Annotated in this window: 13 protein-coding genes and 3 tRNA genes; 7 read left to right on the top strand and 9 right to left on the bottom strand. The window is 53.7% G+C overall.

Going from position 1 to position 14,936, the window contains the following annotated elements:
- Positions 1 to 3: 3 nt before the first annotated feature.
- Positions 4 to 79: transfer RNA gene (locus WB237_RS02370), tRNA-Asn, on the top strand.
- 124 nt (positions 80 to 203) lie between these two features.
- Here the strand turns inward: WB237_RS02370 and ldtA are convergent.
- Entirely contained in the window at positions 204 to 1,103 is a 900-nt protein-coding gene (gene ldtA, locus WB237_RS02365; RefSeq protein WP_336209903.1) for a L,D-transpeptidase, read from the bottom strand.
- Between the two features lie 191 nt (positions 1,104 to 1,294).
- Here ldtA and shiA point away from each other — a divergent pair, with 191 nt between their 5' ends.
- The 3 genes from shiA (at position 1,295) to WB237_RS02350 (ending at position 5,925) form a co-directional block, all read left to right on the top strand.
- Entirely contained in the window at positions 1,295 to 2,611 is a 1,317-nt protein-coding gene (gene shiA / locus WB237_RS02360) for a shikimate transporter (protein WP_336209901.1), read from the top strand.
- 73 nt (positions 2,612 to 2,684) lie between these two features.
- Positions 2,685 to 4,139: an AMP nucleosidase gene (locus WB237_RS02355; protein WP_049004968.1), complete on the top strand. Its 1,455-nt coding sequence runs from the start codon at positions 2,685 to 2,687 to the stop codon at positions 4,137 to 4,139.
- A 19-nt stretch (positions 4,140 to 4,158) separates the two neighbouring features.
- The gene (locus WB237_RS02350; protein ID WP_336209898.1) at positions 4,159 to 5,925 is read left to right on the top strand and encodes an aminopeptidase P family protein; all 1,767 of its coding nucleotides are present in this window, start codon (positions 4,159 to 4,161) and stop codon (positions 5,923 to 5,925) included.
- A 142-nt stretch (positions 5,926 to 6,067) separates the two neighbouring features.
- Here WB237_RS02350 and WB237_RS02345 read toward each other — a convergent pair.
- Both WB237_RS02345 and emmdR read right to left on the bottom strand, forming a co-directional pair.
- Positions 6,068 to 6,143, bottom strand: a tRNA-Asn gene (locus WB237_RS02345).
- Positions 6,144 to 6,246: 103 nt separating this feature from the next.
- Positions 6,247 to 7,701 carry a multidrug efflux MATE transporter EmmdR gene (gene emmdR, locus WB237_RS02340; protein WP_336209894.1) on the bottom strand — a complete coding sequence of 485 codons (1,455 nt, stop codon included), beginning with the start codon at positions 7,699 to 7,701 and terminating at the stop codon, positions 6,247 to 6,249.
- 161 nt (positions 7,702 to 7,862) lie between these two features.
- Between emmdR and WB237_RS02335 the strand changes: the two genes are divergently transcribed.
- A tRNA-Asn gene (locus WB237_RS02335) sits at positions 7,863 to 7,938 on the top strand.
- 55 nt (positions 7,939 to 7,993) lie between these two features.
- Entirely contained in the window at positions 7,994 to 8,329 is a 336-nt protein-coding gene (locus WB237_RS02330) for a gamma-glutamylcyclotransferase family protein (protein ID WP_336209891.1), read from the top strand.
- Between the two features lie 47 nt (positions 8,330 to 8,376).
- On the opposite strand, the gene WB237_RS02325 is transcribed toward WB237_RS02330, so the two are convergent.
- The 4 genes from WB237_RS02325 to dacD form a co-directional block, all read right to left on the bottom strand.
- Positions 8,377 to 8,712, bottom strand: a complete 336-nt coding sequence (locus tag WB237_RS02325; RefSeq protein WP_008499467.1) for a DUF496 family protein — start codon at positions 8,710 to 8,712, stop codon at positions 8,377 to 8,379.
- Positions 8,713 to 8,870: 158 nt separating this feature from the next.
- On the bottom strand, positions 8,871 to 9,929 hold the full coding sequence (locus tag WB237_RS02320; protein WP_047346451.1) for an FUSC family protein: 1,059 nt from the start codon (positions 9,927 to 9,929) through the stop codon (positions 8,871 to 8,873).
- Between the two features lie 92 nt (positions 9,930 to 10,021).
- A complete protein-coding gene (sbmC, locus tag WB237_RS02315; RefSeq protein ID WP_049008318.1) occupies positions 10,022 to 10,495 on the bottom strand; it encodes a DNA gyrase inhibitor SbmC in 474 nt (157 codons plus the stop codon).
- Between the two features lie 131 nt (positions 10,496 to 10,626).
- Positions 10,627 to 11,793 carry a serine-type D-Ala-D-Ala carboxypeptidase DacD gene (gene dacD / locus WB237_RS02310; RefSeq protein WP_049008316.1) on the bottom strand — a complete coding sequence of 389 codons (1,167 nt, stop codon included), beginning with the start codon at positions 11,791 to 11,793 and terminating at the stop codon, positions 10,627 to 10,629.
- A 198-nt stretch (positions 11,794 to 11,991) separates the two neighbouring features.
- Here dacD and sbcB point away from each other — a divergent pair, with 198 nt between their 5' ends.
- Positions 11,992 to 13,428, top strand: coding sequence for an exodeoxyribonuclease I (gene sbcB, locus WB237_RS02305; protein ID WP_442892499.1), 1,437 nt, complete (start codon positions 11,992 to 11,994; stop codon positions 13,426 to 13,428).
- Between the two features lie 60 nt (positions 13,429 to 13,488).
- On the opposite strand, the gene WB237_RS02300 is transcribed toward sbcB, so the two are convergent.
- The gene (locus WB237_RS02300; RefSeq protein ID WP_165383577.1) at positions 13,489 to 14,850 is read right to left on the bottom strand and encodes an APC family permease; all 1,362 of its coding nucleotides are present in this window, start codon (positions 14,848 to 14,850) and stop codon (positions 13,489 to 13,491) included.
- Positions 14,840 to 14,902 carry a membrane protein YoeI gene (gene yoeI / locus WB237_RS02295; RefSeq protein ID WP_099458931.1) on the bottom strand — a complete coding sequence of 21 codons (63 nt, stop codon included), beginning with the start codon at positions 14,900 to 14,902 and terminating at the stop codon, positions 14,840 to 14,842. Before yoeI ends, WB237_RS02300 begins: the two co-directional genes overlap by 11 nt.
- Between the last annotated feature and the right edge of the window lie 34 nt (positions 14,903 to 14,936).

Below are 14,936 nucleotides of genomic sequence, written 5' to 3'. Positions count from 1 at the left end.
GATTCCTCTGTAGTTCAGTCGGTAGAACGGCGGACTGTTAATCCGTATGTCACTGGTTCGAGTCCAGTCAGAGGAGCCAAATTTGAAAAGCCTGCTTTTAAAGCAGGCTTTTTGCTTTTCTGCGGCGGGTAAAATTGTCGGGTGGCGGCTTCGCCTTACCCGACCTACGGGACTGGTCAAATTGCCGGGGGGCGAAAAGGGCTTCACATGCCGATTTTAACCGGCATCCCCGAGCGCCGTTCCAGTTCGGCTCCTGCACCCTCGTTAATCAACTGCGTCCGCTGCGCGGCTGAAATTGGCAGGGGCACTTTTCGGGTCGATTCAAATTCCGCACGGTTACGTGACAATGGTTCATGCACTTCCACCCAGCGGCTACCGTCTGGCTCCGTAGTGACTTTAACGGGCCGATCGATAAGCTGTACTCGGGTCCCTACAGGGACATGATCGAAAAGGTATTTGATGTCGTTATTACGCAGACGAATACAGCCCTGACTGACACGCAGTCCGATTCCGAAATTCGAATTTGTGCCGTGAATGGCATACAGCCTGCCGATATAGATCGCATACAGCCCCATTGGGTTATCTGGCCCGGCAGGGACAAACGCTGGCAGTGTTTTACCTTCAGCCGCATAGGCACGGCGCGTATTCGGCGTAGGCGACCATGTCGGCCCCACCTGCTTACGCTCAACGGCCGTCACCCAGTTACGCGGTGTTTCACGCCCCGCCTGACCGATGCCGATGGGCAGCACTTCAACGGTGTTGCCGCCCGGCGGATAGTAATAGAGACGCATTTCTGCCACATTCACCACAATTCCTTCCCGGACAGTATCAGGCAAAATCAGCTGCTGAGGGATCGTTAATGTCGTACCTGATTTGGGGAGAAAAGGATCCACGCCAGGGTTGGCCTCCAGCATATTACTCAGCCCCAGTCCGTACTGCGCGGCGAACGCCTCAAGCGGTAACGTATTATGGTCCGGTACAGTGATAATCTGCGTGCTACCCACCAGCCTGCTTCCTGTCGGCGGTAGAGGATAACTCACCGCCAGAACACTCTGGCTGATGAGTAATGCAGCAAAACCGCCCAATATATTTATACGACGCATATTCCCTTCCTCAGTCGTTCCGCTATTTGTTAAGCATAGCGTAGCCGCACTGCATTACCCATCACGAAATAAAATCAGTTTCCTCGCGCTGCCTGTAGCGGTAGTCTCATAGGTTCCGTTTATATGACGGCTGCTATGTGAGTGACCTTTTCTTATACCAATAATTAAAAATCAGTACAGACAGGACAACTATGGACTCCACCCTCATCTCCGATCGCCCCAACGAGGAGACCCCTTCGCTGAACCGCGCCCGCCGTGCCGCTTTGGGTAGCTTCGCTGGCGCCGTCGTCGACTGGTATGATTTTCTGCTCTACGGCATCACCGCCGCGCTGGTGTTTAACCGTGAATTCTTCCCGCAGATTAGCCCCGCGATGGGCACGCTCGCGGCGTTTGCCACCTTCGGTGTCGGTTTTCTTTTTCGACCGTTAGGCGGTGTGATTTTCGGCCATTTTGGTGACCGTCTCGGGCGCAAGCGCATGTTAATGCTTACCGTCTGGATGATGGGGCTCGCAACCGCGCTGATTGGCATTCTCCCCTCGTTTACCACTATTGGCTGGTGGGCACCGGTGCTGCTGGTGACGCTACGCGCTATTCAGGGATTTGCCGTGGGTGGCGAATGGGGTGGCGCGGCGCTGCTATCCGTTGAGAGTGCGCCGAAAAATAAGAAAGCGTTTTACAGCAGTGGCGTACAGGTCGGGTATGGCGTGGGTCTGCTGCTTTCTACCGGGCTGGTATCCTTAATCAGCCAGCTCACCACCGACGAACAGTTCCTGAGCTGGGGCTGGCGTATTCCGTTTATCTTCAGCATCGTGCTGGTAATTACCGCCCTGTGGATCCGTAATGGGATGGAAGAGTCCGCTGAATTCGAACAGCAACAGCGGGAAAAACCTGCCGTCAAAACGCGTCTGCCAGTGATGGAAGCCCTGGTTCAGCATCCTGGCGCTTTTCTGAAAATCATCGCCCTGCGCCTGTGCGAATTGCTGACGATGTATATCGTCACCGCATTTGCACTGAATTACTCGACGCAGAACCTCGGACTGCCGCGTGAATTGTTCCTGAATATCGGTCTGGTGGTCGGTGGGATCAGTTGCCTGACGATCCCCTGCTTCGCCTGGCTGGCAGACCGGTTTGGTCGCCGCCGCGTTTATATCACCGGGGCGCTGATTGGCACCCTCAGCGCCTGGCCATTCTTTATGGCGCTGGAAGCGCAGTCGATCTTCTGGATTGTCTTCTTTGCCATTATGCTCGCGAACATCGCTCACGATATGGTGGTCTGTGTCCAGCAGCCAATGTTTACCGAACTGTTCGGCGCCAGCTACCGCTACAGTGGTGCAGGCGTGGGGTATCAGGTGGCAAGCGTGGTCGGCGGCGGGTTTACGCCGTTTATCGCCGCCGCTCTGGTGACCTTCTCCGGCGGAAACTGGCACAGTGTGGCGATTTATCTGCTGGCCGGTTGCCTGCTGTCCGCCGCCACAGCGCTGCTTATGAAAGAGACGAGCCACCGCTGATCTCACTTTTGTTTCACAGGCGTGTGACATACTATCGGGTAGAGTCGCACACCTGTGGAACAAGGAGACAGAGATGAATAATAAGGGCTCCAGCCTGACCCCGGCTCAGGCGCTGGAAAAACTCGACGCACTGTATGAACAGTCCGTCAACGCGCTGCGCAGCGCCATCAGCGAATACATCGAAACAGGGAAACTTCCCGATGAAAAGGCCAGAACCGAGGGCCTTTTTGTTTATCCATCGCTCTCTGTGACCTGGGACGGTAGCGCCAGTAATACCCCGAAAACCCGCGCCTACGCCCGTTTTACCCACTCCGGCTGCTATAGCACCACCGTCACCCGCCCTGCACTGTTCCGCCCCTATCTTGAAGAGCAACTCACGCTGCTGTATCAGGATTACGGCGCGCATATCGCCGTTGAGCCATCGCAACATGAAATCCCCTATCCTTATGTCATTGACGGTTCAGCGTTAACCCTAGACCGCTCCATGAGCGCGGGTCTGACCCGCCATTTTCCGACGACAGAGCTTTCCCAGATTGGCGATGAGACGGCTGACGGCATCTTCCATCCGGCGGAGTACGCTCCTCTGTCGCACTTTGATGCTCGCCGCGTCGACTTCTCCCTGGCGCGCCTGCGCCACTACACGGGTACGCCCGCTGAACATTTCCAGCCATTTGTGCTGTTTACCAACTACACCCGCTATGTCGACGAGTTTGTGCGCTGGGGCTGCAGCCAGATCCTCGACCCGGAGAGTCCTTACATCGCGCTTTCCTGCGCGGGTGGGATCTGGATCACCGCAGAGACCGAAGCACCCGAGCAGGCCATCTCCGACCTGGCGTGGAAAAAACACCAGATGCCTGCCTGGCACCTGATCACCGCCGACGGGCAGGGGATCACGTTGATTAACATCGGTGTTGGCCCGTCTAATGCCAAAACCATCTGCGATCATCTTGCGGTATTGCGTCCTGACGTCTGGCTGATGATTGGACACTGCGGCGGGCTGCGTGAAAGCCAGCTGATTGGCGACTACGTGCTGGCTCACGCCTATCTACGTGATGACCATGTACTTGATGCCGTTCTTCCGCCAGATATCCCTATTCCAAGCATCGCCGAAGTACAGCGCGCGCTGTATGACGCTACCAAAGAGGTCAGCGGCATGCCGGGTGAGGAGGTTAAACAGCGCCTGCGCACCGGTACGGTCGTCACTACGGATGACCGCAACTGGGAGCTGCGTTACTCCGCCTCCGCGCTGCGGTTCAACCTGAGCCGCGCGGTAGCGATTGATATGGAGAGCGCCACCATTGCCGCGCAGGGATATCGCTTCCGCGTCCCTTATGGCACGCTGCTGTGCGTTTCTGATAAACCGCTGCATGGCGAAATTAAACTTCCTGGCCAGGCCAACCGTTTCTATGAAGGGGCAATATCCGAACATCTGCAAATTGGTATTCGTGCCATTGATTTGCTGAGAGCCGAAGGTGACAAGCTTCATTCCCGCAAGCTACGTACCTTCAACGAGCCGCCATTCCGCTAATAACAATAAGGAAAAAAAAATGTACTCTACATCACCGTTAGCAGCCCTGCGTCAGTGGCTACAGGAAAACAATCTCGACGGGATGATCGTCCCGCGCGCGGATGCCTGGCAGAGCGAATACTGCGCGCCTTACGACGAAAAGCTGGCCTGGTTGACAGGTTTTGACGGCTCTGCTGGTCTGGCCCTGGTACTGAAAAACAAAGCGTTGCTATTCGTTGATGGCCGCTATCAGGTTCAGGCCCGCGTTCAGGTGAATACGGATGAGGTTGAGATCCATCATCTGCACAACGAGCCGCTGGCAGAATGGTTATCCGCAAACGTTGAGGCGGGTACACGTATCGGCTTTGAAGCGTTGCTGATGACCAATACGGAGTTTGAGCAACTCTCTGCCACACCGTGCAAACTGGTCCCTCTGAGTGCCTCTCCGTTCGACGTGCTCTGGACCGATCGCCCTGCGGCTCCGGCGGGGCTTATCCGTGAAATGCCGTTCGAGATGAGTGGCGAAAGCAGTGCTGACAAGCGTCAGCGCGTCGCCGCAGTGCTGGCTGCGAACAACGCCGATTATCTGGCCGTTACCCTGCCGGACAACATTGCCTGGTTGTTAAACGTGCGCGGTTCGGATATCCCATACAGCCCGGTTCCCCTCTCCTTTGCCCTTCTGGGCCGGGACGGGAACGTTGAGTGGTTTGTTGACAACACTAAGCTCAGCGCCCTTCCGGACGCAGTGCGTAATGCTTTCTCCATTGCGCCTCAAGACGCCTTTATCGCGCGCTGTCAGCAGAATGCCGAAGGCAAACGGGTGATGATGGATGCCGGTTCCGCGCCGGTAGCCCTGCGCTTTGCCATTGAGCCACAGGGGGAAATTGTCTGGCAAACCGATCCCATTACCCTGATGAAGGCCACCAAAAACCCGGTAGAACTGGCAGGTTATCGCGAATGCCATCACCAGGACGGTGCCGCATGGGTGAACTTCCTGGCGTGGCTGAGCCGTGAGGTGCCGCAGCGTGAGGCTGCGGGACAACCCCTGACCGAGCTGGAGGTTCAGGCGCAACAGCTTGCATTTCGCAAGCAGCAGCCTGGTTTTATTGAACAAAGTTTTGCGACTATCTCCGCCTCCTCCAGCAATGCGGCGATGTGCCACTATCATTCGAGCGAAGCCAGCAACAAGCCCATCGGGCATGACCATTTTTACCTGAATGACTCTGGCGGTCAGTATGTTAACGGCACCACCGATGCCACGCGCACGCTGGCATGGGGTAAGGTCGCCCCGCAGCAGCGTCTGCACTACACAGCCGTGCTGAGAGGCTTCCTGTCGCTCATAACCCTGCAGTTCCCTTCCGGGACTCAGGGGCATCAGTTGGATGCGTTTGCACGTCGCCCGCTATGGGAGATGGGGCTGGATTACGATCACGGTACGGGGCACGGCGTGGGACATCAGTTGTTGATCCACGAGAACCCGCATCGTATCGCCAAAAAGGTCAACCCGTGGCCGCTGGTAGCGGGCAATATCATGACTATCGAACCAGGCTACTATCTCGGCGATAGCCACGGTATTCGTATTGAGAACCAGGTGGAGATTGTTGAAAGCCGCCCAGGATTCTGCAAATTCTCTTCGCTGACGCTCATCCCTATCGACTTAAGCCAGGTTGAGTTGCATCTGTTGAGCGAGCAGGAAAAACAGTGGCTGGATGAGTATCACCAGCAGGTCCGCGAGACCCTCTCACCACTGGTGGAAAGCGATGCACGCCCGTGGCTGGTTGAGGCAACGGCATCGATTCGCGTGTAATTTCGTGCGGTCTGGTGCCCTCACCCCATCCCTCTCCCACGGGAGAGGGAGCAAACACTAAAAACGGCAACAAGGTTGCCGTTTTGCGTTTACCTTGCGCAAAAAAGCAAAAAGCCTGCTTTAAAAGCAGGCTTCTTAAATTTGGCTCCTCTGACTGGACTCGAACCAGTGACATACGGATTAACAGTCCGCCGTTCTACCGACTGAACTACAGAGGAATCGTGTGAACGGGGCGCATATTATCGAGGCTCCCCAGGGATGTCAAAGGCAGAATGCATATTTCTGATTGTTTGCCGATTTATTCTCCATTTCGCGCATTTATCAGGCATTCTTCCGTGGGTATTTCCACAACCAGCGCCCACTCACCATACGCCAGTAGAACAACGCCCCGCGCACGGCCCAGTCAAGGAACATTCCCAGCCAGACACCAACCACACCCCATCCGAGCATCACCCCAAGCGTATAACCCGCGACAACGCGACAGCCCCACATGCCGAGCATCGACACCCACATGGCAAAGCGGGCATCACGCGCCCCTTTCAGCCCGGCGGGCAGTACCCATGAAGCCGCCCAGATTGGCATAAAGGCAGCGTTGAGCCAGATAAGGATCTTAACAACCTCTTTTACATCCTCTTCGTGGGTATAGAACGAGGCCATTAACCCGGCAAAAGGCGCGCTTCCCCAGGCAATCAACGTTAATCCAATGGTCGACAACCAGAATACGTGTCGCAGCTGTCGTTCCGCCTGCCCTATCTGCCCTTTACCGAGCCGTTTACCGGTGATGATGGTCGATGCCGAACCCAGCGCATTACCTGGTAGGTTAATCAAGGAAGCAATGGAGAAGGCGATAAAGTTACCGGCAATCACGTCGGTCCCCATCCCGGCGACAAACATCTGCGTGAGCAGCTTGCCTCCATTAAACAATACCGATTCAATACTGGCGGGAATACCGATCCCCATCACTTCCCAGATAATGGCGAAATTAAAGGGCCGGAAATAGCTTTTAAGCGTAAGCCGCAGCGAGGGGGTAATCCCCGTCATCAGCACACCGAGGATAGCCGCCGCACCGATATAGCGTGAAATGGTTAACCCCAGTCCGGCACCGACGAATCCCAGCCCATCCCACGAGAACACACCGTAGATCAGTACGCTACTGATGATGATATTCAGGATGTTCATCCCGCCGTTAATCAGTAATGGAATTTTGGTGTTACCTGCCCCGCGCAGCGCACCGCTGCCAATCAGCGCAATGGCTGCCGCCGGATAGCTTAAGACCGTCATTTCCAGATAGGTCAGCGCCAGGTCCTTAACCTCTGCCGTCGCCTCACCCGCGACAAAGTCGATAATCTCTTTACCGAAATAGTGGATCACTGCCGCGAGGATGACTGAAAAGATGGTCATGATCATCAGCGACTGGCGTGCCGCCTCACGGGCGCGTTTGGGATCAAGCTTACCCAGGCTAAACGCAACCACCACCGTCGTCCCGAGATCTATGGCGGCGAAGAATGACATCACCACCATATTAAAGCTATCCGCCAGCCCGACCCCTGCCATCGCTTCTTTCCCCAGCCAGCTTACCAGGAAGGTACTCAGTACACCCATTAGCAGAACGCAGGTATTTTCCAGAAAGATAGGTACCGCAAGAGGGGTGATTTCACGCCAGAACAGAACACGATAACTTTTACGTTTTGCGTACCATGGTGTGCGCGTTATCACCTGGCGCAGGGGAGCAGTGACGTTCAAAATGGACCTTAGCGAGAAAAGTTGAAACTCCATTTCAAATAATGGGGGAGAAATGCTAATCCTGCAAAGTATTTTCAATTAAAAAATGTTTGGATTTACAACAAACTGACGACAGAATCAGCAATCGATCGATTTTCCCTAAGATCAGGTTTGACAAAACTTTTTTCGCCGCTAAGATAAGCCTCCACAACGATTCCTCTGTAGTTCAGTCGGTAGAACGGCGGACTGTTAATCCGTATGTCACTGGTTCGAGTCCAGTCAGAGGAGCCAAATTTAAAAAGCCTGCTTTTAAAGCAGGCTTTTTGCTTTGCTGGTGAGGGGAAATATGAACGCTCTGTTTGTCTACGGCACGCTGCGCCCGGGCCACTCTAATGCGCATATCCTTGAAAACATTGGCGGCGCATGGCTGGCCGGTTTCGTAACCGGCACGTTCTATGAACGTGGCTGGGGAGCGGCGGCAGATTTTCCGGGGATCGTCCTCCACCCTGATGGCCCCCGCGTAGAAGGTTATCTGTTTATTTCCGATAACCTTGCCGCACACTGGCAAATGCTGGATGAATTTGAAGACGGTTATGACCGGGTCGAGGTCATGGTGACCACACCTGACGAGCAACAGGTTAAGGCCTGGATTTACCAGCTACAACCGCGCTCTGAGTCATAAAAAAAGGCTCTCTGTCACCAGAGAGCCTTTTTCACAATTCACTGCGATTACTCGCTTTTTGCTTCGCCGTTCTTGATTTCACCCATCACTTTCAGCTTCTTAGAGATGTCACGACGTTCTTTAGACAGCTCAGCATTTTTGATGATGTAATCATCAACACGGTCTTCGTAGTCGCTTTTCATGCTGGCAATGATGCCCTGAATAGCTTCAACGCTCATGCCTGGTTTGATGTAGTCGCTCAGGTTGTCGAGCAGCAGAACACGTTTCTGGTTGTCACGGATCTTCTTCTCAACGTCCTGGATTTCACGCTGCAGTTTGTTTTTGCGGCGGAACAGGCGGACGAATTCCAGAACATCCTGGAACGAAGGCTTGGTAGTTTCCATTTTTACACCCCTGATAATGTGAGATTCGGATTCGTTAAAGCAACCGTTGTAACATTAACCTTACTGACAGCGGCCGCGAATGACAATGAGTATATCGTTTAAAGCTATCATAACCCCAATTGCTGCTGAATCGAAGCAGCAGGCGTCACATCCGCGTTTTATTTGCGCAGTGCCCGGCAAATCAGATGTGATAACAGCTCAAGCTGTCGCGCCAGTTCCATGCTCAGCCAGACATAGCCATGAATAGGTGTTTCGGCCACGTTATCGCTCTGGCGTTCGTTGATTAACTGCTTAAGCTCAGCGACGATCTCATTCAGACGCTCGCTGTTGGCCAGTATCGGCTGCGGGTTACCTTCGTAGAGCGCATGGGCGATGGTCAGCAGTGTTTGCTGCGTCATCTGCTGGGTCTCTTTGAGAGTCTGCGCGTTAAGCATCAACAGATGACTCGGGCGAGAAGCCCAGTGCGCGTTAATTTGCAGCTCAAGCATGCATACCAGATTGCGGCTTACCGTCTGGATAGCTTCGAAAATCGCTTTCTGAATATGGGTTTCTTTGCTGGCGGGCGTGATCAGGCCGCGCATTTTGACCACGTCGTTGAGGATGGTTTGCAGATGCTTTTCCAGCCTGGGGCGCTCAACCAGATTAGGGGAAAAACCGGCCTGATAGACGCGGTTAAACGCGGTGACGTAGTTGGCCATCTGAATACGCCAGTGCAGAAAAGCACGCTGCGGCCAGATACCGGTAAAGAGCATGGCCAGCAGTGACCCCAGGATAACATCCCCGCTTCGCCACAGCGCCGTGGTCATATCTCCGGCAGGGGCACCGACAACCACCGCGAGGGTAATCCCGATCAGCAGCGCCTGATACGGTCTTTTGCCCAACGCCAGCCAACCGCAAAGGAACATAGCGGCACCGCACCATGCCAGCATGACCGGAAACGAAATAAGCTCCAGCTTCAGGGCAATGAGCCCGAGTGCCGAACCTAAAACGGTCCCACCAATTCGCTCGAAGGCACGCGGAACAACGTTTCCCCAAAACGAGATGGGCCCCATCACCACAACAAGCGTAATAAGCGGCCACGTCCCTTCCGGAACATCCAGCAAGCGGACCAGGACAAACGTCAGCACAAACGCCAGCGCGATGCGACACCCATGCACCACACGGTAATGTTTGTACAACCGAATTTCAAAAGGGGTTAATGATTTGTCGGGACGCACACCCGCACTCCAGCTACACGGCAAACCACAATTGTACTGTGTTTTCAGCCGGGCGGATCACACCCGACTGAAAAACCCTTCATTTAGCAGGTTTAAACCGTTTTATGCTCAACGGCGATAAACATTTCGATATCCCAGTAGCCGTCTGCGTTGCCATCATTAAGATAGCGCTCGAAACAGGGTTTAGGGGCAATCTGGTATTTATTATCCTGTAGAAGGGAGTTGAAGAATTGATACCACGGGGTCGCAAAGTCGTAGTTTTCCACGCGCGCCATCGCCACGGCATAATCGCCGGCCACGATTTCCGTCATCATGACGCCTTCGCTGTTTTCCGGAATAACGAAATCGTCCGGTACCGTCACAGCCGTATCACAGCGCAGTTTTTCTGCCGGAACCTCATCCGGGTTATCGTAATAAACCGCAACCCACTCAAGAGGCTGAATGTGGCGACCGTCCACCCACATCACCAGCTGCTCAAAGCCCTGTTTTACCGTTTGTTCCCACGGTCCAACCAAATGAAAACCGGCAATCTTACGTTTCTGTTGCTGCTTAATGCTGTAGTCCATGCTGCCTCCACCCATTACTGTATATTTATACACTATAAAGCAGATTTTAACTGTTCAGCAAACGAAGAGTGTTTATTATGTGAGCAGACTCGCAACCCTGCCAGTCTGCTCACAAGCATTAACAGATGTATTTAAAGTGAGTGATGAAGGTAATCGCTCAGACGAGAGAAGACACCGCCTTTATCAACAGCTTCCAGGGTGACCAGAGGCCAGTGCGCGACGACTTTATCACGGTCATAGAGCTGAATCTCCCCAACCCGCTGATGCGCCGCAATCGGTGCTTCCAGCTCTTTTTTATCCAGCACATATTTGGCTTTGATGTTGGGGACTTCCGCTTTTGGCAGCGCCAGCCAGAAGTCCTGGTCGGTACCCAGTTTCACCTGCTCCTTATCGCCGTACCAGATACGCTCTGTACCTACTTTTTTACCGTTTTGCAGGATCTGCACCGTATCGAAGTTCTGCTGCCCCCAGTGCAGCAGTTTACGGGCCTGGTCCTCACGCCCTTTCGGACTGTCGGCCCCCATCACCACCGCGATTAAACGGCGCTGCCCATCAACCGCGGAAGCAATCAGATTAAAACCTGCGCCCGAGGTGTGCCCCGTTTTAAGCCCATCTACGTTCATGGTTTTATCCCACAGCAGGCCGTTACGGTTTTGCTGGGTGATCCCGTTCCAGGTGAGGCTCTTTTCACTGTACATATGGTAAAAATCAGGTTCGCCATGAATGATGGCCCGGGAGAGGACGGCCAGGTCATAAGCGGAACTGTGCTGCCCTGGCGCATCCAGCCCGTGAACGGTTTCGAAATGGGTATCGCGCAGGTTCAGCTTTTGCACATAGTCGTTCATCATCTTCACAAACTGCGGCTGCCCGCCCGCCACGTGATCGGCCAGCGCCACGCAGGCATCGTTACCGGAATCCACAATCAGACCACGGCTCAGGTCGCGCACGGTGACGCGATCGCCCTCTTTCAGAAACATCAGCGACGAACCGTCAAAAACCGGGTTGCCTTTTGCCCAGGCATCGCGCCCGACGGTGACAACGTCATCGGGTGAAATACGATGGCTATCAATGGCCCGATCAACCACATACCCCGTCATCAGCTTGGTCAGGCTTGCCGGATTACGTTGTTGATGTTCGTTGCCCGCCGTTAAGATTTGACCAGTCGTGTAATCCATCAGCACCCAGGAGCCAGCCTGAATAGCAGGAGGCTGCGGCGAAAAATCCAGTGGTTCGGCCGCAAAAGCAGATGAGACACTCGAAGCGAGTAAAGAAACAGCAATAAACAGACGGCGTTTCAACGGTATATCCTCAGGTCATTAAAAATCGCTGACCTTTTTACGGGAGTTCTGATGTCGTTACCTGGCTTAATTGCAAAAAAATGTGACAGGAAGCCAATTTTCCGCTGAAGTCGTCTCGCAAATTTTTACCCCAGAGGTGCTTTTTATTCGGTCTGACCCGTACGATCGTTTACCATAGTGGCGTCATTTTTTAACAGGATGGTATTACTGGTGTCTGACTCTGCCGCTCGCCCGACTTTTTTATTTCACGACTACGAAACCTTTGGTACGCACCCGGCGCTGGACCGACCGGCGCAGTTTGCCGCCATCCGTACCGATGACGACTTCAATATTATCGGCGAGCCTGAGGTCTTTTACTGCAAACCGGCTGATGACTACCTGCCGCAGCCTGGCGCGGTTATGGTTACCGGGATTACCCCGCAGGAAGCGCGGGAAAAAGGCGTTAACGAGGCAGAGTTCGCCCGACGCATCCACGATCTGTTTACCGTCCCCAATACATGCGTGGTGGGTTATAACAACATTCGTTTTGATGATGAAGTGACGCGCAATATTTTCTATCGCAACTTCTACGACCCATATGCCTGGAGCTGGCAGAACCGTAATTCTCGCTGGGATTTACTCGACATAATGCGCGCCTGCTACGCATTACGCCCGGAAGGTATTAACTGGCCGGAGAATGATGAAGGACTGACGAGCTTCAGGCTGGAACATCTGACGCGTGCCAATGGCATTGAGCACAGTAATGCCCACGATGCGATGGCAGACGTGTATGCCACCATTGCCATGGCGAAGCTGGTGAAAACCGCTCAGCCAAGGCTGTTTGAGTATCTGCTGAGCCACCGCAGCAAACAGAAATTGACCACGCTGATTGATGTACCGCAGATGAAACCACTGGTGCATATCTCCGGTATGTTCGGTGCCTGGCGCGGCAACACCAGTTGGGTTGCGCCACTGGCCTGGCATCCGGACAACCGTAATGCGGTCATTATGGTGGATTTAGCTGGCGATATCTCGCCGCTGCTGGAACTCGACAGCGATACCCTGCGTGAACGGCTTTACACACCAAAAAATGAACTCGGCGATCTGCCTGCGGTGCCGGTCAAACTGGTGCATATCAATAAATGTCCGGTACTGGCGCAGGCCAATACGCTGCGCCCGGAAGATGCTGACAGACTGGGCATTAACCGACAACACTGCCTGGATAACCTGAAAGTGCTGCGCGAAAACCCGCAGGTGCGTGAGAAAGTGGTCGCCATTTTTGCAGAAGCAGAACCGTTCGTTCCGTCTGAAAATGTGGATGCCCAGCTATACAACGGTTTCTTCAGCGATGCCGACCGCGCGGCGATGAATATCGTCCTGCAAACCGAGCCGCGTAACCTGCCGGCGCTGGATATCACTTTCGCTGACAAGCGCATTGAAAAGTTGATGTTTAATTACCGTGCGCGTAACTACCCGGGAACCCTCGATGAAGCGGAACAGGAACGCTGGTTGCAGCATCGTCGTAATGTCTTTACGCCGGAGTTCTTGCATAGCTATGCTCAGGAGCTGGAGATGCTTTATGCACAATATGAAGGGAATTCTGAGAAACAGGCACTGTTGAAATCCCTGTTCCAGTACGCGCAAGAGATAGTCTGAGTGATGGGTATAAAAAAAGCCGGAGGCGATGTCTCCGGCTTTTTTTTATTGCGTTAAAACTCAGGCAACATCTTCGTCGTACTGAGGAACCGGGTTGCGGAAGCTTTTTGTTACGCAGGCCAGGTAAATCAGACCGATAGCACCCCAGATCAGACCCAGAACCATAGAGCTCTCTTCCAGGTTAATCCACAGTGCACCAACAGTCAGTGCACCACACACAGGCAGCACCAGATAGTTGAAGTGGTCTTTCAGCGTCTTGTTGCGCTTCTCACGGATCCAGAACTGAGAGATCACAGAGAGGTTAACGAAGGTGAACGCCACCAGCGCACCGAAGTTAATCAGCGCAGTTGCTGTCACCAGGTCAAATTTAATCGCCAGCAGAGCAATAGCACCAACCAGCAGTACGTTCCATGCAGGAGTACGCCATTTCGGATGAACATAACCGAAGAAGCGAGTCGGGAACACACCGTCGCGACCCATCACGTACATCAGACGAGAAACACCTGCGTGTGCCGCCATGCCGGACGCCAGTACGGTTACGCTTGAGAAGATCAGCACGCCCCACTGGAAGGTTTTACCTGCCACGTACAGCATGATTTCAGGCTGTGACGCATCCGGATCTTTAAAGCGAGAGATATCCGGGAAGTACAGCTGCAGGAAGTAAGAGGCACCGATGAAGATCATGCCGCCAATCAGCGCTGTCAGGAAAATCGCTTTCGGGATCACGCGCTCAGCGTCTTTGGTCTCTTCTGACAGAGAAGAGATGCCGTCAAAGCCGAGGAACGAGAAGCACAGAATTGTCGCACCGGTGATCATCGGCACAACATGCGCACCTTCAGACCAGAATGGACGCGTGCTGGTCAATGTACCTGCACCTTCACCGTGAGAAACACCGTAAATGATCAGGCCAACGATTACCGCAACAATACCCATCTGCAGAATAACAATCAGGGTGTTGAAGTTAGCCACGGTCTTGATGCTACGCAGGTTAGAGATGGTCATAAAGGCCACCAGCGCCACAACGAAGATCCACGACGGTACGGAAGGTACCAGTGCTTCAAAGTAAATTTTTGCCAGCAGAATGTTGATCATCGGCATGAACAGGTAGTCCAGCAGTGATGACCAGCCCACCATAAACCCTACCGCCGGGCTAATGGATTTCTGTGCATAGGTGTACGCAGAGCCTGCGGACGGGAAACGGCGAACCAGTTTACCGTAGCTCAGCGCAGTAAAGAGAATAGCGACCAGCGCAAAGGCATACGCCGTTGCAACGTGACCGTCAGTGAGGCCTGATACGATACCGAATGTATCGAACAGCGTCATCGGTTGCATATAGGCCAGGCCCATCATAACAACCGGAATCAACGTAAGTGTTTTACGTAATTCCACGCGAGAGGTGTTTGGAGTTGCGTTATGCGACATAGTTATTCTCCTTTACGGTGATAACCGCCACGTAAGCGAAAAATTGCCCCATTTCTTTATTCCTCAGCGACAACAACTGTCGGATT

The sequence above is a fragment of the Enterobacter sp. P82 genome, assembly GCF_037053385.1.
GTDB lineage: Bacteria > Pseudomonadota > Gammaproteobacteria > Enterobacterales > Enterobacteriaceae > Enterobacter.
Note: the sequence above shows the minus strand (reverse complement) of the source record. Positions and strands in the feature narration are given on the sequence as shown.